Annotated in this window: 23 protein-coding genes; 9 read left to right on the forward strand and 14 right to left on the reverse strand. The window is 61.4% G+C overall.

All coding sequences use genetic code 11. The features are described 5' to 3' along the window. Positions 1 to 3 precede the first annotated feature (3 nt). Positions 4 to 750: an acetoacetyl-CoA reductase gene (gene phbB / locus DOD19_RS20915; RefSeq protein ID WP_112187810.1), complete on the forward strand. Its 747-nt coding sequence runs from the start codon at positions 4 to 6 to the stop codon at positions 748 to 750. A gap of 23 nt (positions 751 to 773) precedes the next feature. On the opposite strand, the gene DOD19_RS20920 is transcribed toward phbB, so the two are convergent. Together DOD19_RS20920 and polX are read right to left on the reverse strand one after the other, a co-directional pair. Next, on the reverse strand, positions 774 to 1133 hold the full coding sequence (locus DOD19_RS20920) for an HPF/RaiA family ribosome-associated protein (RefSeq protein WP_235193258.1): 360 nt from the start codon (positions 1131 to 1133) through the stop codon (positions 774 to 776). A 119-nt stretch (positions 1134 to 1252) separates the two neighbouring features. Beyond that, positions 1253 to 3001 carry a DNA polymerase/3'-5' exonuclease PolX gene (polX, locus tag DOD19_RS20925; protein ID WP_112187812.1) on the reverse strand — a complete coding sequence of 583 codons (1749 nt, stop codon included), beginning with the start codon at positions 2999 to 3001 and terminating at the stop codon, positions 1253 to 1255. A 180-nt stretch (positions 3002 to 3181) separates the two neighbouring features. Between polX and DOD19_RS20930 the strand changes: the two genes are divergently transcribed. The 4 genes from DOD19_RS20930 to DOD19_RS20945 are packed head-to-tail and all read left to right on the forward strand — an operon-like array spanning position 3182 to position 8220. Beyond that, complete coding sequence (locus DOD19_RS20930; protein ID WP_112187814.1) at positions 3182 to 3775, forward strand: rhomboid family intramembrane serine protease; 594 nt, start codon at positions 3182 to 3184, stop codon at positions 3773 to 3775. Positions 3776 to 3828: 53 nt separating this feature from the next. After that, positions 3829 to 4617 (forward strand): polysaccharide deacetylase family protein, encoded by a 789-nt coding sequence (locus DOD19_RS20935; protein WP_112187816.1) that lies wholly within the window; start codon positions 3829 to 3831, stop codon positions 4615 to 4617. Beyond that, on the forward strand, positions 4592 to 5872 hold the full coding sequence (locus DOD19_RS20940) for a putative glycoside hydrolase (RefSeq protein WP_112187818.1): 1281 nt from the start codon (positions 4592 to 4594) through the stop codon (positions 5870 to 5872). Before DOD19_RS20935 ends, DOD19_RS20940 begins: the two co-directional genes overlap by 26 nt. Next, the gene (locus tag DOD19_RS20945) at positions 5827 to 8220 is read left to right on the forward strand and encodes an exo-beta-N-acetylmuramidase NamZ domain-containing protein (RefSeq protein ID WP_112187820.1); all 2394 of its coding nucleotides are present in this window, start codon (positions 5827 to 5829) and stop codon (positions 8218 to 8220) included. Before DOD19_RS20940 ends, DOD19_RS20945 begins: the two co-directional genes overlap by 46 nt. 52 nt (positions 8221 to 8272) lie before the next feature. Here DOD19_RS20945 and DOD19_RS20950 read toward each other — a convergent pair whose 3' ends face one another. The 6 genes from DOD19_RS20950 to DOD19_RS28010 all read right to left on the reverse strand — a co-directional run bounded on the left by DOD19_RS20950 (position 8273) and on the right by DOD19_RS28010 (position 12394). Continuing rightward, positions 8273 to 8725: a hypothetical protein gene (locus tag DOD19_RS20950; protein WP_239498065.1), complete on the reverse strand. Its 453-nt coding sequence runs from the start codon at positions 8723 to 8725 to the stop codon at positions 8273 to 8275. 214 nt (positions 8726 to 8939) lie between these two features. Beyond that, positions 8940 to 9593, reverse strand: coding sequence for a hypothetical protein (locus DOD19_RS20955; RefSeq protein WP_239498066.1), 654 nt, complete (start codon positions 9591 to 9593; stop codon positions 8940 to 8942). A gap of 28 nt (positions 9594 to 9621) precedes the next feature. Next, positions 9622 to 10005 (reverse strand): hypothetical protein, encoded by a 384-nt coding sequence (locus DOD19_RS20960; protein ID WP_112187827.1) that lies wholly within the window; start codon positions 10003 to 10005, stop codon positions 9622 to 9624. A gap of 16 nt (positions 10006 to 10021) precedes the next feature. Continuing rightward, positions 10022 to 10399 (reverse strand): hypothetical protein, encoded by a 378-nt coding sequence (locus DOD19_RS20965; protein ID WP_239498067.1) that lies wholly within the window; start codon positions 10397 to 10399, stop codon positions 10022 to 10024. A 554-nt stretch (positions 10400 to 10953) separates the two neighbouring features. Beyond that, entirely contained in the window at positions 10954 to 11295 is a 342-nt protein-coding gene (locus DOD19_RS20980; protein ID WP_112187831.1) for an HPF/RaiA family ribosome-associated protein, read from the reverse strand. Positions 11296 to 11518: 223 nt separating this feature from the next. After that, positions 11519 to 12394 carry an Hsp20/alpha crystallin family protein gene (locus DOD19_RS28010; protein WP_239498068.1) on the reverse strand — a complete coding sequence of 292 codons (876 nt, stop codon included), beginning with the start codon at positions 12392 to 12394 and terminating at the stop codon, positions 11519 to 11521. Between DOD19_RS28010 and DOD19_RS20990 the strand changes: the two genes are divergently transcribed. After that, on the forward strand, positions 12387 to 13016 hold the full coding sequence (locus tag DOD19_RS20990; protein ID WP_024978911.1) for a response regulator transcription factor: 630 nt from the start codon (positions 12387 to 12389) through the stop codon (positions 13014 to 13016). The two genes, DOD19_RS28010 and DOD19_RS20990, sit on opposite strands and share 8 nt — an antisense overlap. Before the next feature lie 33 nt (positions 13017 to 13049). On the opposite strand, the gene DOD19_RS20995 is transcribed toward DOD19_RS20990, so the two are convergent. Beyond that, positions 13050 to 14798 carry a sensor histidine kinase gene (locus DOD19_RS20995; RefSeq protein WP_024978910.1) on the reverse strand — a complete coding sequence of 583 codons (1749 nt, stop codon included), beginning with the start codon at positions 14796 to 14798 and terminating at the stop codon, positions 13050 to 13052. 357 nt (positions 14799 to 15155) lie between these two features. Between DOD19_RS20995 and DOD19_RS21000 the strand changes: the two genes are divergently transcribed. Then, positions 15156 to 15476: an HPF/RaiA family ribosome-associated protein gene (locus DOD19_RS21000; RefSeq protein ID WP_080693724.1), complete on the forward strand. Its 321-nt coding sequence runs from the start codon at positions 15156 to 15158 to the stop codon at positions 15474 to 15476. Positions 15477 to 15521: 45 nt separating this feature from the next. Here the strand turns inward: DOD19_RS21000 and DOD19_RS21005 are convergent, their stop codons facing one another. From DOD19_RS21005 to acsA, 5 genes are read right to left on the reverse strand one after another with little or no spacing between them, the layout of a single operon-like run. Continuing rightward, the gene (locus DOD19_RS21005; RefSeq protein ID WP_112187836.1) at positions 15522 to 15782 is read right to left on the reverse strand and encodes an acyl carrier protein; all 261 of its coding nucleotides are present in this window, start codon (positions 15780 to 15782) and stop codon (positions 15522 to 15524) included. Continuing rightward, the gene (locus DOD19_RS21010) at positions 15779 to 16915 is read right to left on the reverse strand and encodes a dihydrolipoamide acetyltransferase family protein (protein ID WP_112187838.1); all 1137 of its coding nucleotides are present in this window, start codon (positions 16913 to 16915) and stop codon (positions 15779 to 15781) included. Before DOD19_RS21010 ends, DOD19_RS21005 begins: the two co-directional genes overlap by 4 nt. Positions 16916 to 16952: 37 nt before the next feature. Further along, a complete protein-coding gene (locus tag DOD19_RS21015; protein ID WP_112187839.1) occupies positions 16953 to 17927 on the reverse strand; it encodes an alpha-ketoacid dehydrogenase subunit beta in 975 nt (324 codons plus the stop codon). Continuing rightward, positions 17924 to 18946 (reverse strand): pyruvate dehydrogenase (acetyl-transferring) E1 component subunit alpha, encoded by a 1023-nt coding sequence (gene pdhA, locus DOD19_RS21020; protein WP_112187841.1) that lies wholly within the window; start codon positions 18944 to 18946, stop codon positions 17924 to 17926. Before pdhA ends, DOD19_RS21015 begins: the two co-directional genes overlap by 4 nt. Further along, positions 18943 to 20709 (reverse strand): acetate--CoA ligase, encoded by a 1767-nt coding sequence (gene acsA / locus DOD19_RS21025; RefSeq protein ID WP_112187843.1) that lies wholly within the window; start codon positions 20707 to 20709, stop codon positions 18943 to 18945. Before acsA ends, pdhA begins: the two co-directional genes overlap by 4 nt. 295 nt (positions 20710 to 21004) lie before the next feature. On the opposite strand from acsA, the gene DOD19_RS21030 reads away from it, so the two are divergent. After that, positions 21005 to 22660, forward strand: coding sequence for an NADH-ubiquinone oxidoreductase-F iron-sulfur binding region domain-containing protein (locus tag DOD19_RS21030; protein ID WP_239498069.1), 1656 nt, complete (start codon positions 21005 to 21007; stop codon positions 22658 to 22660). Then, entirely contained in the window at positions 22648 to 25326 is a 2679-nt protein-coding gene (gene fdhF, locus DOD19_RS21035; protein ID WP_112187845.1) for a formate dehydrogenase subunit alpha, read from the forward strand. Before DOD19_RS21030 ends, fdhF begins: the two co-directional genes overlap by 13 nt. The last annotated feature ends 7 nt before the right edge of the window (positions 25327 to 25333 follow it).

The raw sequence follows: 25333 nt of genomic DNA on the forward strand, positions 1-25333 counted from the left end.
GTCATGACAACACAACGCATTGCGCTCGTCACCGGTGGTATGGGCGGGTTGGGCGAGGCCATTGCCATCCGTCTTCACGCGCAAGGGCATCGGGTTGTGGTAACGCATTCGTTGGGCAATACGCATGTGACCGCATGGATGGCGGAACAGCATGCCCAGGGGCGTCTGTTTCAGACGTTCGCGGTGGATGTGGCTGACTACGACGCTTGCCAGCGGTGCGCATCGGATGTGCTCTCCATGGTGGGCCCGGTCGACATTCTGGTGAACAACGCCGGTATCACCCAGGACACGACCTTCAAGCGCATGACGCTGGATGCCTGGCGGAACGTGCTGGCCACCGATCTCGACTCCGTCTTCAACATGACCAAGCCGCTATACGAAGGCATGATCGAGCGCGGTTGGGGCCGCATCATCAACATCTCGTCAGTCAACGGATCGCGGGGCGCATTCGGGCAGACGAACTACGCGGCGGCCAAGGCTGGCATACATGGGTTCACCAAGGCGCTGGCACTTGAGTGCGCCGCAAAGGGCGTGACCGTCAACACGATTTCGCCCGGTTATCTCGCCACGCGAATGACGCGCGATATTCCCCACGAGATCATGCAAGAGCGGATTCTTCCGCAGATTCCGGTGGGCCGCCTCGGCCGGCCGGAAGAAGTGGCTGCCTTGGTGGCCTTTCTGTGCGGCGAGGACGCGGCCTACGTCACCGGTGCCAACCTGGCCGTGAATGGTGGCATGCACATGCAATAGTGCGCGCGCATGCCCACGACGCCTCAAGACTGTGACGAGCGTTTGCTACTGGCTTCCACGAGCATTCGTTCCACGTGCGAGAAGGCCTCGTGAAGTGCGACGTATGGGTCCTCGTTGGAGGTGTTGCTCGAAACATGCGTCTGATGCGGTGTGAACACGTGGACGTTGACGTCGAACGGCTTGCCCTGGTGCTGATGCTTGGCGCCGACGGCAAGGCTCACGCGGCAGCGCATCAGATCGGCATGAATACGCTTCAAGCGGTCTGCATGGTTGATAACCGCTTCTTCGACGGCCTTGGAATGCGGAATACCCTGGAAAGAAATGTCGACTGGGACGCTCATGGTTTGGCTCCGGTTGGTCTGGTGACTGATGTGGAAATTCATGTGTCCATTCTTGACCGCACGATTTCCGGCACCTTGACTCGGATCAACCCGAGGGGCACGGCGTACGGCATGTTGCGGTGCAAATACAGACTGTCCGAGGTGGTGCGCGCATGCGCTCGTCACATGGTTCGCCTCAACAACGGCAGCAGGGTGTCGAGCGAATGCGCATTGAGTACGTCCGCTTGCCCCAGCCATGCGCGGCGAGCTTGCGTGACACCAAGGGGCAGGTTCATCAGATCGGCGGGGCTGTGCGCGTCAGACGCAATGCTCACGAGCACACCTTCCGCCTTTGCCAGGCGGCATCCAATGTCGGACAGATCCAGTCGCGTGGGTTGGGCATTGGCCTCAACGTAGCAGCCGCGCTGTGCGATGGCTGTCAGAACCCGCTTGAGGTCAACATTGCAGGCGTTGCGCTCGCCGATCAGGCGGCCCAGCGGGTGGGCAAGGATGCTGAAGTGGGGATGGTCGAGCGCACGGAGAATGCGCGAGGTCTGTTGATCGACCGGCAGACTGAAATGGCTGTGGATGGCGCCCACGACAAGATCCAGGCGCCCCAGCACCGAGTCGGGCAGGTCCAGTGACCCGTCCTCCAGGATGTCGACTTCAACCCCCTTGAGCAGCACGGGCCAACCCTTGTGCTCGGCGTTGAACCGGTCGATGGCATCGGCTTGTGCGGCCAGGCGATCTGCCGTAAGCCCGTGTGTCACGGCAATGCGCGGCGAATGGTCGGTCACTGCCAGGTATTGATAGCCCAGCAGACGCGCTTGCGCTGCCATGGCTTCGAGGCTGGCGGTGCCGTCGCTGGCGGATGTGTGGACATGAAGATCCCCCTTGATGTCGCTCTGCTCAAGGAGGGATGGCAGCAAGCCGGACTGCGCGGCCGCGATCTCCCCGTGGTCTTCGCGCAGCTCGGGGCAGATCCAGGGCAACCCGACTGCGCGGTAGACCGATGCCTCCGTCTGGCCGGCGATACGCTCCTTTCCTCGGAAAACACCGTACTCGTTGATCTTCAGCCCCTGGGTCTGTGCAAGTTTGCGCAGCGCGATGTTATGGGCCTTCGAGCCGGTGGAATACACAAGCGCCGCGCCGAAAGCGTCGGGCCGCACCACGCGCAAGTCCACCTGCATGCCATTTTTCAGGACGACGCTGGCGCGGGTGGGCCCCGCAGAAATCCGAGTGGCAACCTCGTTGTAGTGCACGAGATGCTCAACGATCTGCGCGCGCTTTCTTCCCGTGATGAGCAGATCAAGGTCCCCCACGGTGTCTCGCCCTCTGCGGTAGCTGCCGGCCACGACGAGTTGGTCGACCAGGCCGCTTGCCAGCAGGTAATGCGTCAATGCGTCGGCACATGGCTTGGCGATTGCCAAGCCATAACGGCGATCGCGTGCCAGACGCGCGTTGAGGGTTTCGAGCAGCCGCAGTTCGCTTCGGGCGCCGAAGCCATGCAGTTCGCGAATGCGGTGCGCCGCCGCAGCCCGAGCCAACTCGTCCAACGATGTGATGCCCAGTTCGTGTTGCAGCGCACGGGCCCGCTTTGGGCCAAGGCCGGGCAATTGGAGCAGTTGAAGTACGTACGATGGAACCTCGGTGCGCACGCGCGTGAGCATGGCGCAGCTTCCCGTTTCGACGATCTCGCGCATCTTTGCCGCGAGGTCGACCCCGACACCGGGCAAGGCGGTCAGGTCGGCGCCGCGTGCCAGCATGGCGTCAACGCCTTCCGTCATGCCTTCGACCATGCGGGCAGCATTGCGGTAAGCGCGCACCCGAAACGGGTTGGCCTCCTCAACCTCCAGCAAATCAGCGATTTCGTTAAAGATCGCGGCGATGGCCTGATTCGCGGGGTACCGATAGGAAGCGGCCAATGGCATGGGACATCCTCTTGTGTGCTCGTAGCTCCATCGTTTCATCTGGCCATACCAGGGCCTTGCGGCACATCAAACGGAATGCGTGGCTTTGCCGGATCACGACACACTGTCGAACCGGCTTGCGCGAGATCAATCCGGCCAACGCGCGCGGCCGTATCGTGGGCAGAGATCAGGGGTGCCTTCATGATCAAGCTGCTCATCCTCATCAACGTGGCCGTGTTCGGTGCAGAGCTCTTTGCGGGAGACGCGCTGCTGCGTACCTTTGCGCTCTGGCCGCTCGGCATATCAGGGGCCGGCCTGCGCAGCGGATTCATGCCGTGGCAACCGCTGACATACGCTTTCCTGCATGCGAACGGGGCGCATCTGGCGCTCAACATGTTCGGCCTCTACATGTTCGGGCGCGACGTGGAACGCACCGTGGGCACGCCTCGGACTTGGCTGCTCTACGTATCCAGCATCTTGAGCGCGGCGTTCGCCCAAATCGCTTTTACCGCCTTCAGCGTTCTGCCGGCGGGTCCGGTCATTGGCGCTTCCGGTGGCGTATTCGGATTGCTTCTCGCTTTCGCCGTCCTGTTTCCCAATCGCATGATTGTTCCGTTGATCCCACCCATCCCCATGCCTGCGTGGGTTTTTGCGACGCTCTATGCGATCGTGGAACTGACGCTGGGCGTGAGTGGAACCGAAGTCGATGTCGCGCACTTTGCCCATCTGGGCGGCATGGTGGGCAGCGGAGTGCTGCTCTGGCATTGGCTGCACGGCACACCCCGCGAATCATAGGCCGGGCGGGGCGGGCGAGGCGCACTATCCATATTCCTTCGGAGCTGCGGCTGATGAACACCTGGGTCTTCTCGTTGTGCTGGGCGCTTCTGATGTTTGCGTGCCCTAGTGCCAACGCAGATATGGCGGCCGTGGAGCCACATGTGGTGGTGCTCGTCTATCACCGCTTTGCATCGACGGTGGATAGCACCATGACGGTTCGGATGCAGACATTCGAAGCGCATCTACAGGCGATCGAGGCGGCTGGTTATCGCATCGTTCCGCTCACGGACATCCTGCGCTGGCACGAGGGCGAGCAAGATGCACTGCCGGCGAAGGCCGTGGCCATTACGGTGGATGACGGCCATCGGTCTGTCTACGAGACGTTGTGGCCCGCGCTGCGCGGCCGGCGCATTCCCGTAACGCTATTTGTGTACCCGTCTGCCATCTCAAATGCCGCATACGCGATGACCTGGGCACAGTTGCGAGAGCTGGCCCGCACCGGCCAGTTTGACGTGCAGTCTCATACCTACTGGCATCCGAACTTCCGGGTGGAACGGATGCACCGCAGCGCCGATGATTTCGTCAAGTTCGCCCACGATCAGTTGCGCCGTGCAAAGGTGCGCATCGAAACGGAGATCGGCGTTCCGGTGCATTTGCTTGCTTGGCCTTTCGGCATCCACGATGCTGAGTTGGAACGCATCGCGCAAGAGGAGGGCTATACCGCAGCCTTCACGCTGGACGCGCAACCGTTGCGGGCGAAGCAACCCGCCCTCGCACTGCCCCGATACCTGATCACCGATGGCTGTGGAGCGCGATGCATGACGAATATTCTCAATGCAGCCGGGGGCAATCATGAATAGCCGCCTGCGCCACTGGCTTGCAGCGGCGTGGCTCAGTTGCGCGCAGCTTGCCGGCGCAGCCGAGGTCAGGGTGGTAGACGCACAGACCCACCGTCCTGTGGAAGGTGCGATCACATTCGTTCAGGGTCAGAGCGGAACGACCGATGCTGCTGGCCTGGCCGCCATCCCGACATCGGCAGTGGATGCACGCGCGACGCTCAGTGTCCGCGCTCCCGGCTACGCACGTGCCGAGCGGGTGCTTGGCGGCGCGCAGCCCGCAGGCGAGATCGTGCTCAAGCAGATCAAGCCCCGGGCGGTCTATCTGTCGGTACAGGGCGTATCCAACCGATCCTTGCGCGATGCGGCTGTCGCACTTCAGGGCGAGACGGCCATCAACGCGCTGGTGATCGACATGAAGGGCGACCGGGGCGATACACCTTACCCGAGCGCGGCCCGTGTGGCAGTAGGCGCGGCCCGCGAACAGAAAAGCGGTGCAGCCCGCTTCAACCAGTTCGCCGCCGTGATTCGGCAACTTCGTCTACGTGGCCTGTATCTGATTGCGCGCATCGTTGTCTTCAAGGACGACCCGTTGGCCCGGGTGCACCCCGAATGGGCCGTGCGAGATCGCGATGGAGCGGTCTGGCACGATCGTGAAGATCAACAATGGATCGACCCCGGTGTCGAAGCCGCCTGGGCCAACACACTTGACGTGGCGGAAGAGGCTGCAAGACTCGGGTTCGACGAAATCCAGTTCGACTACCTGCGTTTTCCGGACGCCAACGGCTTGCAGTTCCATCAGGCCAACACGCAAGCACACCGGGTTGCGGCCGTGACAGGTTTTCTTGCGCAGGCGAGAGAGCGGCTGCGGCCGTACAACATTTACCTGGCAGCGGATATTTTCGGCTACGTTTGCTGGAACACCGACGACACGGCGATCGGCCAGCAGATCAACACATTGGGTGCTGTGGTCGACTACATCTCGCCCATGCTCTATCCGTCCGGTTTCACTTGGGGCTTGCCGGGCGTCAGAAAACCCACCGAGAATCCCGGCGAGATCGTCTCGCACTCTCTGGCTGAAGCGAAGCGGCGTACAGGTTTGCCGGGGGTGAGGTTCCGGCCATGGCTCCAGGCGTTCCGGGACTATGCTTTTGATCGTCGTGAGTTCAATGCCGAGATGATCCGCGCCCAAGTCGACGCTGCCGATGCGGAAGATACCAACGGGTGGATGTTATGGAATGCGCGCAATCGTTACGATCCAGCCAATTTGCCGCGATAGCCGCGGTGCTGGCTGCGGTGCTGTTTGCCTGCATGCAAAGCGGGCGCGCCGAGCCCACCATCAACGCGCCAGGGCCGCTGGGCACGCCTGTGCCCATGCGAGAGCTGGAAGCCGTGCTGGCCGCGCAGATTGCAGATGCCAATGTGGCCGGGGCAGTGGTGGCCGTCGGTGATGCCAGCGGGGTGCGCGAACGTATCGCGCTGGGTCAGAGGTCCGTCGGACGCGCCGCTGAGCCGCTGACCGAAGACACGATCTTCGATCTGGCATCCCTTACCAAGGCAGTGGCCACTTCCACGGCGGTGTTGCAGTTGGCAGAGCGCGGACGTTTGGACCTGGATGCGCCTGCCAGCCGGTACTGGCCAGCCTTCGCGGACGGAGGGAAGGCGCGCATCACAATACGGCAGTTGCTAACGCACACCTCAGGCCTGCCTCCCGGCCTGGCTGCCCGATCCGAACTCCGGGGCCCCGCCACGGTGCTTCACGCCATCGGGATCATGCCGCCGATTGCAGAGCCAGGGCAACGTGTCATCTACAGCGATCTCAACTATGTCACCTTGGGCGAGATCGTCCAGCGTGTCAGTGGGATCGGGCTTGACGCATGGTGTGCGCAGAACATTTTTCGACCACTTGGCATGCGCGACACCGCGTTCCGCCCGAGCCGCAAGGCGATCACGCGCATTGCGCCGACCATCATTCGCAACGGGCGATGGCTTCGCGGCAAAGTGCATGATCCGACGGCCGCGGCGCTGGGCGGTGTCGCCGGCAACGCGGGCTTGTTCTCTACGGCGGATGATCTCGCGCAGTTCGCCAGGATGCTCCTCAACGGGGGCCGCGTTGGGGATCGCCGTATCTTGCAGCCGGACAGCGTTGCCCTGCTGTTGACGCCGGACGGTTCGACTGCAGTGGAGGGGACGCGCACGCTGGGATGGGAAGTCCAGGCGCCGTTGATCCCCAACCGCTATCGCGCGCCGCGTGTCGGACTCGTCCAGCACTTGGGCTATACCGGAACTGGGTTATGGATCGACTTGGTCACGCGCCGATTCGTGATTGTGCTCACGAGCCGGCTGTATCCGGACGAGCGGGGTAACGCCACGCCGTTGCGTGAAGCCGTGCTGAATCTGGTATCGAGCACGGCGCCGCTGCTCTCCGGCGAACAGATCGCGGCGCGCGCCCCGCCCATGGCTGATGCAGTGATCAGTGCTGGACGCCGCTTGCCCATGGCGGTCGGACCCGTGCGATCCGGTATCGACGTGTTGGAGGCCAACGGCTTCGCACCGCTTGTCGGAAAGCGGGTCGGCTTGGTCACGAACCACAGTGGCTTTGACGCGCAGGGGCGGCGGACTATCGATGTACTGAGTCAGGCACCCGGTGTGCGGCTGAGCGCCATCTTTGCGCCAGAGCATGGCATCGGCACCGATCTCGATGCGCGCTTTGGTGACACGATCGATACACGCTCCAACGTGGTCGTCCATAGCCTCTACGGCAACAGCAAGGACATACCACGCAGCGCTCTGGCCGATATCGACGTCCTGGTGTTTGACCTCCAGGACGCGGGCGTACGCTTCTTTACCTACCTTGCCACCCTGGGGGCGACGCTGGAAGCCGCAGCGAAGGCCCACATCCCAGTGCTGGTGCTGGACCGTCCCAACCCGATAGGCGGTGATCTCGTTGGTGGGCCGGTATCAGATACGGCGAACCGCTCATTGACGAACTACGTGCCTCTGCCGCTTGTGCACGGCATGACAATCGGCGAGCTTGCCAGGTTGCTGAACGACGAGCTGCACATCGGCGCAGCACTGCATGTCGTGGCCATGGAGCAGTACGACCGCGCAATGCGCTTTGCCAATACCGGGCTGGGTTGGGTTCCGCCATCGCCAAACCTGCGTGACTTCGCTGCCTTGGAGCGATATCCGGATGTGGGGCTGATCGAGGGCGCAAGTGTCAGCGTGGGCAGAGGCACGTCGGCGCCGTTTGGCCTGGTCGGGGCACCGTGGATGGATGGCGCTGAGGTCGCGCGAGAACTCAATGCGCTGGATACCGGTGCCACCTATACGCCCGTCCATTTTGTTCCCGCGGAGGGGCCATACCATGGCCGCTCGTGCTCGGGTGTGGCGATCCACCGGACGTCTGCGCTCACGCGCCCGGGTCGCATCGGATTAGCGCTGGCCCGGGTGCTGTCGCAGCGCTATCCACAGCATTTCAAACTGGAGGCGATCCGCACTTCGGTTGGCTCGGAGACGGTCTGGGCGATGCTGCGTGATGGTGTTTCGCTCGACGCGATCGAGCACGCCTACATTGCACAGACCGATGCCTTTCTTCCCGAGCGAGCGGCGTATCTGCTGTATTGACGACGGCAGCTACGCGCACTGACGGAATTCGACAAGGCAATACCAGACGCTGCTACTTCGTCTTATTGCCGCCATCCGTGTATGGGTCACGTTTGCCCTTTGCGCCTTCGGTGTACGGATCAAACTTGCCGCTCCTTGATCCTTCTGTGTACGGGTCGCGCTTGGCTTGTTTGCCCCCGTCCGTATAGGGGTCACGTTTGCTCTTTGCGCCTTCCGTGTAGGGGTCAAACTTGCCGCGCCTTGATCCTTCCGTGTACGGGTCGCGTTTGGCTTGCTTGGCGCCGTCGGTATATGCGTCGCGTTTGCCCTTTGCGCCTTCCGTGTAGGGATCAAACTTGCCGCTCCTCGACCCTTCCGTGTACGGGTCGGGCTTGGCCCGTTTGGCGCCATCCGTGTAGGGATCCACCTTGCCGGCCCTTTGTCCGTCGCTGTTCGGTGCTGTGTCGGGCTTACTTTGTGCGTACGCCGACGTGGAAGCTGCCGCGACAACGAGCAAAGTCATCATGAGTTTTCCGCGCATTTTGTGCTCCTGCAAACAAATCAAGTCCAACCGTTGGATCAAAGAACCTGTTCCATCCACCACGTGCTTGCCCGATGGCTATTTCAAGAATAGATAGCTGCCAGAGACGCTCGTTGACAGGAATCAAGCCGTGCTCTTTCGTCGACGCCTGCATGGCACATGCTTTGGGCGGGCGTATTTCCATTCGCCAGGACAGCCCTCATGCGCCTCGCGCGCTCTTGGGCGTCGTTTGTGGTTGTGACGTTGATCGGGCTTGCGTAGCCGACGCGGCTATCACGTTGAAGGTGTTGACCAACGTCTGCCAAGAGTCCAGGGACGCGATCAACAGTTGTGCAGGAGTTGCAGTCGTTCCGGGACGATGTTGGAACTGATCGTTCCAGTCCGTCGCTTGGCGCAGATAAGAGCGCTGTGTGTCATTGAGGAAGTCGGCCCACTGCCGAACTGCATTTGCGCTTTGGTCGGCTTGGAGCTTCATATAGGCGCTCTGCGCCGAGGCCAGTGTGCTCCAGTCTTTGACTGCGTCCAACTGGCCCTCCAGCTGGGACAGATTCTGCAGCGCGGTTTCCGCCATCTTGACGCGAAGGCGCGCGAGATGAAGCTGGCTATCGACAAAGAACTCGGCCGCGCGGCTGGCATTGCGCAGGGTCGCGCAGGCGAGGTTACGGGCTGCATCAGTAGGCTGTGGCATCACGATCTCCGGTTGACATGACTGCAGGGTAGGCACTTCGTTATTGCCGGAGTTGACCTGACGCAAGTCTCTGGAGCGGCTTGCCGTATGCCGCAGATTGGGCGGCTTTCCTGAGGCGGTTGGCTGCCTGAGCCAAAGACCTTCTTCCGAGAGCAGTGCCCTCATCGCATCTGCTGAGCAGGCCGGTCGGCGCCTAGTCCAGATCCAACTCTGGGTGGTCGGACAGAACGTCGGCTCGGGAACGGCATGCGCGCAGCGGGTCGTCTGGTCCAATCCATGCCGCGCGCACGTTCGCGCAGATGTCACGAAACCTCGCGGTGGTGATGCCCATGCGATTGGCTGCCGTGGCCCAGTGTGTAAAGACTTTCGAATGCACAGCCAGATATCTCTGGCGAACGTCTGGCTCCCGCGGAAACATGCCATCTCCGGTGGAGAAGTCAGGGCACCTGAGGTAGAAGTTGAACCAGAAGAGCGCTGCATACGCCCGGAGAATCTCTTCCACTGACTCGCGGCAGGCCGGGTCGACGGCGATATGCGGGCACGGGCAATCGGTCGCACAGAAATAGGTCGTACGCATGTTTGCGCGCTCCGGGTTATCCGACGTGTTGGGGTGACATGGCGGGGGAATACGCTCGCAGCGGATTGGTGATGGTTTCCACCGTAACCGTCATGTCCAGCCCGCCGACGCCAGGCAAGCGGAGCAGGGTCATCTTCAAATAGGCCAGCGGGCGGGCGTTGTTGACGTGGCCAGCGACGCGAATGCGCCCATGCTCGGCGCTAACATGAAGCCTGTTCGCCAACGACGGCGCAAACCAGTTAGCGGCTGTTTTTGCCAGAACGGCAAGCGCCGGATCCGGGAGCAGACAGGAACTGGCATCCGGAAGAAAGGCCGTTGCCAATGCGTCTTCGTTGATGTGCCGAATGGTTGCCGCTGTAGCGAACTGATGGTGGACGAAGGCGGGAGCGATCATGGCAAGTCCTGCGTGTCGAGGTGTCTTGTCATCACTGTAGAAGACGGCTTGGAAGCCTATTTGATCGTGAGCAAAGCTTGACCCGCCCCCCGCGGCTGACTGCAAGCTGCGCTTGATGTTGATCGAGCAGGGGGGCATACGTTTCAGATGTCGACACACGTATTCGTTCCGCAAACGGCGCGGTGTCTCTGACTGCGATATCGGAAGGCCCGCTGCTCTACGTCCCTGCAGTGTGGCAAGTACCACGTCAGCGCGTCTTATAACGGCGTGGAGCGGCAGGACGTGCGCAGTCCTTGCCATGCCATTTCATTGATACATGCTTGGCGGAGCCGGCTGCACCCTTGCCGCATAGCGCGCGGCGAGTTCGCGGCCGAGCAGGACACCCGCACTGAATGCGAGGTCTCGGGAGACATAGCCTTCAGCGCTGGCGGCGGAAACCCAGGACGAGCATTTCCCATTAGGCGAAACGAACCTGCATTCGCAATCCCAACGCTTGTCGCTTCGCCGTTTTGTACGAACGTCCACCCAACCGCGCCCGGCTTGAACGGTCAAACTCATATTCCCCCCTTGGCTTCGAGGAGCGCGTTCGATTGCGTGCGGACCATTTCGCTTCGCAATGCGAACTCGATTTCTCTGAACGCTTCGCGAAGTGCCTCACGGGCGTCGTCACTGAGGGCTTGGCCCGAGAGGTGGCGATGGTGGCGTGTCATCACATCAACGTGCACCCTGACGGGTCGGTTGTGTGTCTGTTGTCGTGGGGCTTGAATCAACTTGACGCGGCAACGTGCGATCTCCGCCTGAACGGCGCCCAGGCTGTTCGCCTGTTTGATGACAGCCGCCTCGATCGCCTTGGAGTGCGGAAAGTCCTGGAATGAAATATCCAATGGCAAGGTCACGCTCGAACTCCTTGACCCGATGTTGGGCGCCGCCACGCCATCATGGGTAGCAGAGAATTTCAAGGTCGGTTTCTGTCAACCGGATGGCGCGGCCGGAGCGTAGGGGCTCGGGCCGCGAGTAAGACCGCAAGCGACGGAGTACGAGTGCGAGTGCGAGTGCGAACAGTGCAACGATTTGCCGCTCTACGTCCCCCGCCGTTCTTACGGCAAGCCATCCGAGACATCAGCCCCCGTTGACGGGGATCGTCTTGGAAGCGGCTTGCGCTGCGTCCGTCTTGGGGAGTGTCACCGTTAACACCCCATTCTTGAAGCTGGCCTGGATCTTGTCTGCGTCGACGCCATCGGGCATGCGGAATGAACGCTCGAATGCCCCGAAGTGGCGTTCATGCAGGTAATAGTCTTTCTGTTTCTCTTCCTTCTCTTCCTGCTTCTCGCCTTTGATTGTCAAGCCGCCGTTGGCCAGCTTGACCTCGACGTCCTTCTCTTCCATGCCTGGCAGATCGGCTTTGATCTCGTAAGCCGTATCGGTTTCGACAACGTCTACGGCAGGTGCGGACGTCAAAGCCCATTCGCGACGCCAGAATGGCGCGATATCGAGCGCAGCACGATGAAATGGAAAGAGATGAAATCCGCGGTCGAAATCATCGAAGACACGCGCAACCTCATGCCGTAGGTTGTCGAACGCGCGCCAGGGTTGCATGGAGCCCGGTTGCTTGGGCGAAGCTTCCGTTCCGGTCTTCACGGCGGGCTTGGTGTCGGATTCAGCCATGATGCTTTCTCCTATGGGGGGACTGGGAGAAACCATTCTGGACGCGGATGCGAACCGCATCTTGATGGACATCAACGGGCCTATGCTTGCGATGTTGTGCTCCATTTTCCGTCGGATCCATGCGTTCCCCTCGCGATCACGCAAACGATCTTGCTGTTGCCCGAGCAGGATTGGCGAGCGTTTTGAGGCCTCGTCGCGTTGCCACAAGCAGCGCACATTCCTGTTCCTGACATTGATCAGAAAGCCATATGGCAAGCGTTGTATGCGAATTGCCGCGCCACCTACCATGAAATGATGGGAGCGCAGATCTAAGGGAGACGCGATGATCAAGGTGCTGATAGCGGATGACCATGCCGTCTTTCGTGAGGGATTGGGCCGCATTCTGAGCGATGCCTGCGATATCGAAGTTGTTGGCGAGGCAATTGACGGCGCATCAACCATCGATCTGGTGCGCGGTACACCGGCCGACGTCATCGTGCTGGACTTATCGATGCCAGGGCGCAGCGGCATTGACCTGATCGCCCAGGTTCGCAGGGATGTTCCGCAGCTCAAAGTCTTGGTCTTGACCATGCACGCTGAGGACCAGTACGCGCTACGCGCATTCCGAGCAGGGGCCGTCGGCTATCTGACGAAAGAGGGGGCGGTCAAGGAGCTGGAGAAGGCTATCCGCAAGGCCGCCTCGGGCGGTACATACATGACGCAGGCCGTGGCAGAGCTACTCGTGCACAATCTCGGCGACCCAGACGACAGGCAGCTTCATCAGCGGCTCAGTGACCGCGAGTTCGATATTTTCCTGCGCTTATCGAAAGGCGAGTCGCTGGCGACGATTGCGCACGATCTCTGCATCAGCAAAAAAACTGTCAGCACATATAAAGCGCGCATTCTGGAAAGAATGCACTTGCAGAATGATGTCGCCTTGGTCCGGTACGCGCTCAGCCATGGGTTGGCATGAGCTGGCCGCAGCGAGCAGTGCCGCAATGCCGAACTACATTGCCCTGGGTTGGTCATCGGCTGCTGGCAGCCGTGTTTGCGGCGTTGCGGCTATCGTTTGTGGAATGGTCAGTTCGATCAATGTTCCGGTTTCGGGCGATGAGTCGATGCTTAAGCTCCCTTGTACGAGATAGGCGCGCTCACGCAAGCCAACAAGCCCGAAAGACAGGTCTTTTCTCGGATGCGCAGGGTCGAAGCCAATGCCATCGTCCCGCACGGAAAGCTGGACGGTGGGGGCCTCATAGATCAGCCGCACCTGTACAACCGACGCACCAGCATGGCGTGCCACATTGACCAGACACTCCTGCAGCACGCGATACACAGTGGATGCGAAAGGCTCGGGTAGCTCAAAGTGCTCGGGCGCAATCGTCAGCTCGCACCGAATACGGTGCCGCCGTTGAAACGAATCAACGAGCCATCTGCACGCAGGTACAAGACCTAGATCGTCGAGCATGGACGGGCGCAAATCGGAAGCGAGCCGCCGTGTCGCACCGATCATGTCGTCCACAGCTTGCTCCATTGAACTCAAGCGTTCGGCAGCCGGCTTGTTCGTGGCGTCAAGCTTGTGCTCCAACATCTGCATGTCGACCTTAAGCGCTGCCAGCGATTGGGCAAGCTCGTCGTGAAGCTCGCGGGAAATGCGCCGCCGCTCTTCTTCGCCGGCCCGTGAACTGATCGTTGCCAACTCACGCAATTCCTCTCTCGAGCGCTCAAGCGCCTGTTCGGCGCGCTTACGCTCGATGATTTCCTGTCGAAGCTCGCCGTTCGTGACGCTGAGTTGAGCGGTGCGGTCCTTGACGCGCTGTTCGAGATGCTCGTTCGCTTCGTTCAATTGTTGCGTCTTCTCCAACGCGCGTGCGCGCGCTGCGCTCTCGTTATCCAGTGCTTTCACCAGCATGGCGTAGAGCCTGGCATGTTCGATGATCAGCGCGACAAGGACAAAACTGGACGCGACAAGGCCGTAGGCGCGGCCGGCGTAGAAGCCGAGGTCGAACCGACCGTGGTTGAACACGGCAGACAGTGCCACTTCAAATGCCGATGTGACGGCGACAACTGCACACCATAGATTCAGCAGCGAGTGGCCGCGGTGCCGCCACAGAATTGCAGCGGCCAGCACATTGAGCATCCACACAATGCCGACTGTCGTTGACATTGCACCGGTATATCCGTGCCCGCTCATGATGGCTGCCAAGAGCGATGGGTGCGTAGCCAGCGCAGTCAGCCCGTAAGTCAAAAGCAGTACGACGCCGGCCGCCCATAGAACGGGGGAGAGTGCGTGCCGCAACCGGATATGCCGCGTGCGCTCGTTTTCCTGCAGAAGGGCATAGGCGATCAGCGAGAGCGGAAACCCGCCGTGCCAGAACATATAGAGCCACGCCGTCGTTTGCGGGCCTGCATTCAGAAGCCCCGATGCAGAGAACAGCCCGGGGAAACTGAGCATGTGCGCCGCCGCAACCGTGGCGGTGAAGAAGTAGCCGGATGAAAGCGCCAGCAACCCCGGCGAGCGGAGCAGGGTGAACTGCCCGACCAGCATCGCAGCGGTGACAAGATCGTTGATGACGACCGCGGATTCATAGACGGGAATGAACCCCCAAACTTGCGCCAGTTGCCACTGAGCGAACGGCAATACGGCCACAAAGACCACGACAGACGCCAGCATTGCTGCCATGACCAACCGCTTCTGATTCGGTCGCGGCACGACGGTCGACAGGAAGATGCGGGGATTGCTCCCGGGGTCGCTCAAAATCACTCTCCGATAACTAGAACCGGCGCACGCGGCACGCTTTTCCGAAATGTGGGGCTTGACCGCGCGCGCTGGCTTCGGACCTTGTCAGGTTTTCCTGACATGCAGAGCGCCATCGGGCTGATGTGCATTTCATCCCAGGCTGCTTACTCGCGTTGACTCACCTCTGTAGGCTTCAACCTTAGCTTGCAAGCAAGCGTATCAATATGAGGCAGCGCAGATATTCCGCTGGTTAGCCTGAAGCGAGGCATGAAGTCGAGCGCGCGATCGCTGCCTGATCAACTGGTTCATCCGCAAGAGAACCCTCCGATTGGTTCCGCTTCGCTGTTGAACTTCGGTTTTATATTCGTCTAGATCATGGACACTCGACGAGTCGAGATTCAGTTCCGGCATCTGCCTCCCTCCGATGCCATCAAGGAAGCCGTGAGGCGATTTTTCAACAAGCTCAATGGTCTGCCATGCAGCGTCGAAAGGTGCAGCGTGAGGTTGGCTTCCGAAAGAGCCGAACCGCTTTGCGGCGGTCCCTATTTCGTTCACGTCGAGGTGAAGATGCAAGGGCAGGAGCTTGCAATCGACCAGGCATCTGATGTGGACGTGTATGTCGCGCTTCTCAATGCCCTTCGGGACATGCATGAAATGGTCAGAGCAGCGGGATCGAAACGCCGATGCGCTGCATGACAACCGGCGGTGGCAGCGCCTGCGGTTGTTGGTAACAGGCAAGGTCTACTGGCCATGCAAGTTTTCTCGTGCCCTGACGAGATATGCGACGACATCGTCCAGCGTTACCAGGCGCGCATAGTCGGATTCGGGAATCTCAACCTTGAGTTTGTCGTGCAATCCCATCAGGAAATTCAGCCAATCCATCGAGTCGAGATCCACCTGTCTGCGCAATGGCCGGTCGGGGCGGAGTTCGGCGGTGTCGATTTCGGGGGCGATTGCAAGGAGTGCCGCAAGCACGATCGCGCGAATTTCTGCGTCGCTCATTGATCAAATGCCTCCGGATGCTGCAACCGTTCGCGTAATTCGGTCAGGAATAGGGCGCCGCGATGTCCGTCAGACACCCTGTGATCTGCCGATAGGCTTGCCGTAACAGCAGGCATGACCTTCAACTTGCCGTTTTCTGCCCACGGCTGCTCGGCTATGCGGCCAAAACCTACCAACGCCACCTGCGGCGGATAGATGATGCCGAACACCTGCGCGACACCCTGGTCGCCCAGGTTGGTCACGGTGATTGTGGGTTCGGATATCTCGGAGCTTCTCAATGATCCGGCCCGGCAGCGCCTAACCAGATCGGTCAGTTCTTGCATCAACTGTGTGAGAGGTTTCGCATGAGCGTCCAATAGCGCTGGCGCTACCAGCCCGCCTTGCCGCAACGAGATTGCCACCCCAACGTGGACGGCAGTTGCCGCTTGGAAGGCACCATCGCGAAAGAAGCCATTGAACTCGGGAAACTGCTTGAGTGACAGGGCAACGGCCTTGATGAGAGCGATGGCAGGCAATAGACGTTCCGCCAAGGGGCGCTCACTGTTCTCCTTTGCAAGCCAAGCCAACATGGTCGCCAAGGGAATGGTTTCGGCGACGTAGTAGTGCGGGATCTCGCGTTTGGATCGCGTCATTGCGGCAGCAATGGTTTTGCGTATGTCGGCTGATTTGTCGCTTGAGGCGGTGCCGGCGGTGCCGCTTTCTCGCGCGGCATGCTCAACGTCGGCCAGCGTGACGGCGCCTTCGCGGCCGGTGCCGACAATGGAGCCGATGTCGATGCCGCGCTGGCGCGCCGCCTGGCGAGCAGCGGGCGAGACCATTTGGCGCCGCCCCGAGGATGGTTGTGAGCCCGTAGTCACCGGAATCTTGCGCGAATGCACGACGGAAGCAGGCGCTTCGCCCGGTTCCAGGAATGTTGCCATCAACGTCCCGACCGGAATCTTCGTGCCAGGCTCGACCAGTAATTCGGCAACGGTGCCTTCGTGCCAGCTCTCGATGTCGATCGCCGCCTTGCTTGTGTCGACCACGGCAACGATCTGGCCTTTCTTCACGGTGTCGCCGGGCTTGATCAGCCATTCGAGCAGCGTGCCCTCGTCCATGTCGGCGCCCAGAGCGGGCAGCGTAAATTCGATCATGCGGTCTCCACGGAGGTCGCAACGCTTGAAGGGACCGTCATGCCAGCATCTGCTTGACCGCATCGACGATCCGGTTTGGCTGCGGTAGTGCGGCTTCTTCCATGTGCTTTGCGTAAGGAATCGGCACCTCGGCAGTACAGACCCGGGCCACCGGCGCGTCCAACTCGTAGAACACCTGCTCGCCAATGCGCGCCATGATTTCGGAGGCCAGGCTGACGCTGCGCCATCCTTCGTCAACGATGACCGCACGACGGCATTTGGCGACCGACATCATGATCGTGGCATCGTCCAGCGGGCGCAACGAGCGCAGGTCAATCACCTCGGCGGAAATGCCACCGGCAGCAAGCGTTTCGGCTGCTTGCAGCGCCTTGTGGAGTGAACCACCGTAAGTGATGATCGACACGTCCTTTCCGGGTCGCCGGATGCAGGCAGAGCGGATGTCAACCGCAATGACATCGGGAAGTTCGTCTTCCATGTTGTAAAGCGCGGCATGTTCGAAGATCAGTACGGGGTCAGGATCGGCCAAGGCGGGTGCAAGCATGCCGCGTGCGTCCTCGATTGTGGCGGGGGCCACCACCTTGAGCCCTGGAATTCCGGCATACCAGCCTTCGAAGCTGTGCGAGTGTTGTGCGGCCACTTGGCGACCAGCGCCCGTGGCCATGCGAATGACCAGCGGCACCGAGAACTGTCCGCCCGACATGTGCCGGTATAGCGCAGCTGTGTTCACGATCTGATCGAGTGCCAGCAGGCTGAAATTGACAGTCATCACCTCGACGATGGGTCGCATGCCGCCCAGTGCCGCACCGATGCCGGCACCAGTGAATCCGAGTTCCGAGAGCGGTGTATCGCGGATGCGCTCGGGACCAAACTCGGCCAGCAGCCCTTTGGAAACTGCGTAGGAGCCGCCATACCGGCCGACATCCTCGCCCATGAGGAACACGCGCGGATCACCGAGGAGCGCTTCCCGCAAGGCTTCGCGCAACGCGTCGCGGTAACTGAGGCGGCGGCTCATGGCGCGGCTCCGGCAGGCGTGTAGAGGTCCTTCAGCAAGTCTTCTTCGGCTTCCCAGGTGCCAGCGTCCGCGAAGGCCTCAGCTTTGGCCACTTCGGCATTGATCGCAGCATCGAGGGCAAGAAACTCGTCTTCAGCCAATTTCCCCTCGGCCTTCAGGCGCTCCGTGAACGTGTGGATTGGACCGAGTGCCTTCCAGGCTTCAACCTCCGCCGCTTGCCTGTAGAGGTCAGGGTCGTACATCGAGTGAGCCCGAAAGCGGTACGTACGAAACTCCAGGAAGGCTGGCCCGGCGCCGCTTCTGACATACGCGACGGCGTCTTTCGCGGCCTCATGAACGGCGACGATATCCATGCCGTCCACAAACTTCGCAGGCATGGCGTAGGAAGCGGCCTTAGCGCACAGGTCGGTCTGCGCCTGATGGTGTTCCAAGGCGGTGCCCATGGCATAGAGGTTGTTCTCACAGCAGAAAAGCAAGGGGAGCCTCCACAGCGCGGCCAGATTCATCGACTCATGAAACGCGCCTTCAGCCACCGCACCGTCACCGAAGAAGCAGGCGGTGATACGGTTGGCGCCTTGCATCTTCTCCGCCAACGCCAGACCCACCGAGATGGGCAGCCCCCCGCCAACAATGGCGTTGCCACCAAACAGTCGGGTCTTGCGGTCAAACAGGTGCATGGACCCACCGCGTCCGCGGGCGCAGCCCTCGAACTTGCCGTACATTTCGGCCATCAGCACACCCATGTCCATGCCACGCACCAGGGCATGGCCATGTTCACGGTAGGTCGCAACGACGTTGTCCTCCGCGCATAACGCACGCAAGGCACCCACGCCGACGGCCTCCTCGCCGATGTATAGGTGCAGGAAGCCGCGTATCTTGCCCGCCCCATAAAGCTCCGCGCATTTCTCCTCAAAACGGCGAATGCGCATCATGTCGCGCAGCAGCGCCTGTGCGAAGGCCCGGTCGTAGGGGACAGGCCCTGTAGGCGGCGGCGGTGGCGGATGGTCGATGACGGTCATGTTCCACCCTCCAGCGTTGATGTATCGCCCTCGGGAAGGCCTAGCTCTCGGGCTTTCAGCAAGCGCCGCATGATCTTGCCGCTGCGTGTGCGTGGGAGTTGTTCCTGAAAGGCGATCTCTTTAGGGGCGACCGCAGCACCCAGGCGCGTCCTGGCGTGCGCAAGCAATTCCATGCGCAGTGCTTCGGTGGGCTCGAATCCTTGGTTGAGCGAGATAAAGGCCTTAACCCGCTCCCCAATGATCGGGTCCGGCATGCCGATCACACCGGCTTCGGCCACAGCCGGATGCTCCATCAGGGCGCTTTCGACCTCAAAGGGGCCGATCAGGTGCCCGGCGGACTTGATGACATCGTCGGCGCGGCCAACGAACCAGTAATAGCCGTCTGCATCGCGCTCAGCTAGATCACCAGTCAGATACCAGTCGCCGACAAAACACTTTCGATAGCGCTCTTCATTGTTGAGATAGCCTCGGAACATGGACGGCCACCCTCGTTTGAGCGCGAGCTCCCCTTGCATGTTGGGCTCATTGATGACCTCTACACCGCCATCTTCACGGTGCCGCACAATCGCGGCTTCAATGCCGGGCAGGGGCCGGCCCATCGATCCTGGTTTGATGTCGAACGCTGGCGTGTTGGCGATCATGATGCCGCCCGTCTCGGTTTGCCACCAGTTATCGTGGATTGGCAGCCCCAGCACCTCCTTGCCCCACCAGACAGCCTCCGGGTTCAATGGCTCACCGACGCTGGCGATGAAGCGAAGCTGTGTGAGCGGGTATCGCTTTGCCGTGTCCGCGCCCGCTTTCATCAGCATGCGGATCGCGGTTGGCGCGGTGTACCAGACGCTGACACGTTCGTTGCGCAGGATGCCGTACCAGCGTTCAGCATCAAATTCCTCCTGGTCCACGACCGAGGTCACGCCATGCAGCAGCGGGGCAATGGTGCCGTAAGAGGTGCCGGTCACCCAGCCGGGATCGGCGGTACACCAGTAGATATCGGTGGCGTGCAGGTCCAGCGCGTACTTGCCCGTTGCCCAGTGCGTCGCGACTGCACCATGCACATGGACCGCGCCCTTCGGGGTGCCGGTGGTGCCGCTAGTGAAATGCAGCAGCGCAATGTCCTGGGCCGTCGTCGGCGTGATCTCGCACAGGTCCGATGCGCTGCGCAGCAGAGAAGCGACATCAAGCGTGCCAGGCTCAGACGTCGTGCCGCCGTCCTCCGCCACCAGCAGCACATGTTTGAGACTTGGCATGCGGTCGCGCCACTTGGCAATCTTGCGTGCATAGAGGGCATCGGTTGTCAGTAGCACGGTGCCCGTACCGAGGTTGACGCGGGTGGCAATAGGCTCGGGGCCAAAAGCGGAAAACAGAGGGCAGACCACCGTGCCATTCTTCAGGGCGCCCAACAGGCCGATATAGAGTTCCGGAATACGCCCCGAGAGGATGAAGAGCCGATCGCCCTTGCCAACGCCCAGCGCGCGCAGTGCGTTGCAAAAGCGGTTGGTCTGCGCGCGCAATTGTGCGTAGCTGACCGGGCGGCCGGGCGTGTCAGCAGCGAGGAAGCGGAACGCGATTCGCTCGCCGGCACCATCGACTGCGTGGCGGTCCACTGCATGCCACGCAATGTTGACCACCCCGGAAGGCAGTCCCGTCAACTCACGACCGATGGCGTCCCAAGAAAAGCTGCGGCACTCGGCTTCATAGTCGACAAGGTTTGGTTCGACACGCCAGTCGTCAGCGGTTTTGTGGATGATCGGTGACGTGTCCATCGTGCCCCCCCTGAGGCCAAATATAGGCTTGCAGGCACATAACGGAAAGCGGGATGGTGCCCATTCAACGGGCATAAGCAGCACACAGGTGCGGAAGTCGCGCGGCAGATCATGAAAGCGCTGAGAGACTCCGCACGGACACGGGCAGCCCGGACGTTTCTGTCAGAGAAAGGCCGTGCATTTACGGCGGCCAGGGCGTCGCATGGCCAGCGGGAATTTCTCGAAAAAATGTGCCTCGCAAAACACCAATCCGACCTTTCGGCAGCACCGTAATGACTCGGTATCAACCGGCGGCTTGACCGGCATCAAGCTGCGCGCGCTAGGCTGGCGAACAATGATTCTGTCCTTCCATTGTTCGGCCACGAAGATGAAGCCAGTTATGCGAGACGTGCTGCGCAGGCGCCTGCACCGGCATAAACGGCGGGGAGGCGCGAACCAGGCTAACGGCAGCGACGTCGTGTCTACCCCAGAGGCCACGCCGACGTCGCTCACGAACCGAGATTCCAGCCAGGCCATGAAGATGCGACGGCAACGGCATCTGGCCCCGAGCGGCTTTTATCACCTTGAGCACACTGCGATCAGCGAGTGCGCTTGTGCGGGGTTGGCGTGCTTCGCTGCTCGCGCTGATAGGCCGGACCTCTGGCAGATCGCGACCACACAGACACCTGCGCTCTACTGCCTTGGCAAGTGCTATGACGCACCAAGTGACGGCATGCACGATATTCGACCGCACGTCGGCCAACATGCCAGCCAGCCGGTTCTGCTGGGCAACGTGCTGCGCGGCGGTGTGCGTGATCTGCCGACCTATCGCGGCGACGGGGCCGCGCTCGAAAAGGCTCGGCAGATGGCGCCGCAAGCTTTGGTGAACATGGTGGAGGCGTCCCGATTGCGAGGGCGAGGCGGCGCCGCATTCCCCGCTGGCATCAAATGGCAAGCCGTTGCCAACGCACGCGCCCAAACCAAGTATGTGGTCGTCAACGCGGACGAAGGTGACCCCGGGGCGTTCTCTGATCGGTTCTTGCTGGAAGATGACCCGTTTCGCGTCATTGAGGCCACCGCGATTGCCGCCCACGCCGTAGGCGCGCGACGCGGTTACATCTACATCCGCAAAGAGTATCCGGAAGCGGTGCGCGTCGTGTCGCATGCGTTGGAACAGGCGCGCGCGGCCGGCTGGCTCGGCCCGACACTCGAGCTTGAACTGGTCGTGGGGCAGGGTGCCTACATCTGCGGAGAAGAAACTTCACTGCTGAACGCGCTGGAAGGTCGACGCCCGGAAGTGCGGCCACGACCACCACAGATCAGCGAGCGCGGACTGTTTGGCGCTCCCACTCTCGTGCACAACGTTGAGACCTTGTGCGCGATTCCCTGGATCGTGACCCATGGCGCGGCCGCCTATGCCGCCCTCGGTTTCTCAAACAGCCGAGGGACCAAGTTGTTGTCTCTGAACTCTCTGTTTCGCCGCCCCGGGCTCTACGAAGTCGAGTTCGGCATCAGTCTGGCGGATGTGGTCGAGCGGCTCGGTCAAGGGTTGCGGCGTGGCAAGCTGAAGGGGTTGATGGTCGGGGGGCCTCTGGCCGGCATTGTCCCGCCGACATTGCTCGACATCCGGCTTGGCTACGAAGAGATGCAGTCCATCGACTGTGCCGTGGGGCACGGCGGCGTCATCGCGTTTGCCGACGACTCATCCATCCCACGCATCGTTGCGCAGGTCTTGCGCTTTGGCGCTCGCGAGTCTTGTGGCAAGTGCACGCCCTGTCATCTTGGTGTGCCCGTTCTGGCAGCCATGGCAGATGCGGCGGCCAACCGTCTACCAATCGATGCGGACCGCTTCCGCCGCTTGATTGAGGCCTTGGAAGCGACCAGCCTTTGCGGGCATGGCCGAGGGCTGGCCGAGTTTGTCCAGTCTGTGCGACGCCACTATCCGTCGGAGCTACAAGCATGGTGCGACTGACGGTCGACGGTATTCCATTGGAAGCGGCGGACGGCTCCCTGTTGATCGACGCGCTGTCGGCGGCGGGGAAGGCCGTTCCGCACGTGTGCCACGATAAACGTCTGACGCCTTCTGGCGCGTGCCGTCTGTGTCTTGTGCAGGTGCAAGGCCAACCGCGGCCTGTTGCAAGCTGCACCGCAGAAGTGGCTGAGGGCATGGTCGTGCAGACCCGCAGCAATGCACTCGACGCACTGTGCCGCACCAACTTGGAACTCATCGCCGCACGCTATCCGCGAACGGCGTATGCAGCAGACCCGAAACACCCGTTTCACCGCCTGTTGGCCGAATACGGGGTACCCCCTGGCGGTAAGCAGGAGGACGGACTCTTCTTCAAGGATGACAGCCATCCCTACCTTGGCGTCGGCATGGAGCGCTGTGTCTATTGCGAGCGCTGTGTGCGCATCTGCGAGGAGGTCCAGGGGCAGTTCATCTGGGAGACAACCGGGCGCGGCGATGCGATGCACATCGCGGTCGGCAAAGGGCCGACGTTACTCACCGCAGGCTGTGTCAGTTGCGGCGCCTGCGTAGACACTTGTCCGAGCGGTGCCTTGTTCGACAAACGGTCCGGCGTCAAGCCAACGGCTTGGACTCGTACAACCTGCGCATATTGCGGTGTCGGCTGCCAAATGGAAGTCGGGACGGCCAATGGTCAGGTCGTCGCCGTGCGACCTGCCGATCGCCCTGTCAATCGCGGGCATCTGTGCCTCAAGGGCCGGTATGCGTTTGAGTACAACCACGCCCCGGACCGTGTTACCCAACCGATGCTGCGGCGTAATGGGAGGTGGCAAACGGTGGGCTGGAATGAGGCGCTTGGCTTCACGGCGGCGCGGCTGCAGGAAATCATCGCCGCGAACGGGCCAGATGCCATTGGCGTACTCGGATCGTCGCGTGCGACCAATGAGGAGAACTATCTGGCCCAGAAGTTTGCTCGCGTGGTACTGGGCACCCACAACGTCGATTGTTGCGCGCGCGTTTGCCATACCCCAAGTGCGAAAGCGCTGAAGACGATGCTTGGCATTGGCGCAGCCACCAACACCTTCGATGATATTGAGCATGCGAGCACGTTCCTGATCTGCGGGGCGAATCCGACCGAGAACCATCCGGTGGTCGGTGCGCGCATCAAACAGGCTGTATTGGCGGGCGCGCAGCTCGTGGTCATCGACCCGCGCCGTACAGAGCTGGCAGAGTTGGCTGACGTGCACCTGCCTGTGCGCATGGGCTGCAACGTGCTGCTGTTCAATGCGTTGGCCGCCGTGATCATCGAGGAAGGGTGGGTTGATCGCGTGTTTCTGTCCGAGCGGGTCAGCGGCTTCGATACCTTCGCCGCGCATGTCGCTGCCTATTCTCCGGAGAGCGTTGCCGGGTTGTGTGGGGTCTCGGCGCCGGCCATTCGCGCCGCCGCCCGAATCTACGCCAAAGGGCGGCCCGCCATGTGTTTTCATGGCCTGGGCGTAACCGAGCACCTGCAAGGCAGCGAAGGAGTGATGGCGCTCATCAACCTGGCGTTGCTGACGGGCAACCTTGGTCGGCCTGGCAGCGGCATCAATCCATTGCGCGGACAGAACAACGTACAAGGCGCGGCACAGATGGGATGCGACCCCGCCACGCTCACGGGCGCCCAGTCGATTGGCCAGGCGGGCGCTCGATTCGAACAAGTGTGGGGAACCCAACTGCCTGCAACACGGGGGCTGGATGTTCTGGAAATGATGGACGCTGCCCGCGCGGGCCGACTCAAGGCGCTGTGGGTAATGGGCTACGACATCTATCTCTCCCTGGCTAATGCGTCCACAACGGCAGCCGCACTTGGCGCCCTGGATCTGGTGATCGTGCAAGACCTGTTCATCAACCAGACTGCTGCAACGTTCGGCACGGTGTTTCTGCCGGCGGCATCGGCCTTCGAGAAAGAAGGCACCTTCATGAACTCGGATCGACGCGTACAGCGTGTTCGCGCCGTCACTGCGGCTCCCGGGCAGGCACGTTCTGACTGGTGGATCATCCAGGCGCTCGCTGCCCGCATGGGCAAGTCGAAGGGTTTCGAATTCGAGGGCGCTCAGCAGATCTGGGACGAAGTGCGTTCGGTCTGGCCGCTAGGGGCCGGCTTGGCATACTCGCGCCTCGATGGCGAAGATCTGCACTGGCCATGCCCGGATGAAACGCATCCCGGAACACCCGTACTCCATCAGGACCGTTTTTTCGGTAACAAGACCGCCACGCTGGCCCCTATCGCATACGTGCCCACGCCCGAGCAACCAGACGACGACTATCCCTTCCTTCTGACCACAGGCCGCGTGTTGCAGCACTTCAACGCCGGCACGATGAGCTACCGCACCCCCAACGCGGCGCTGAGGCCATCGGACACACTGGATATGGCACCAGCGGATGCAGCACGCCATGGCTTGATGGAAGGCGACGTGGTCGAGGTGTCAAGCAGGTATGGTTCCGCGATCCTGCCGTTGCATATCAGCCGTGCGATGCAAATTGGACAACTGTTCTGCAGCTTCCACCGCGCCGATCTATTGATCAACCGATTGACATCCCCCGTACGCGACCGCTTGGTGCACGCGCCCGAATATAAGGTGACGGCGGTACGGGTGAAAAAGCGCGGCGACGGATCAGGGCCGTGTTGAGCACCAT

The organism is Ralstonia sp. GX3-BWBA, assembly GCF_003290055.1.
In the GTDB taxonomy this organism is placed as follows: Bacteria; Pseudomonadota; Gammaproteobacteria; order Burkholderiales; family Burkholderiaceae; genus Ralstonia; species Ralstonia holmesii.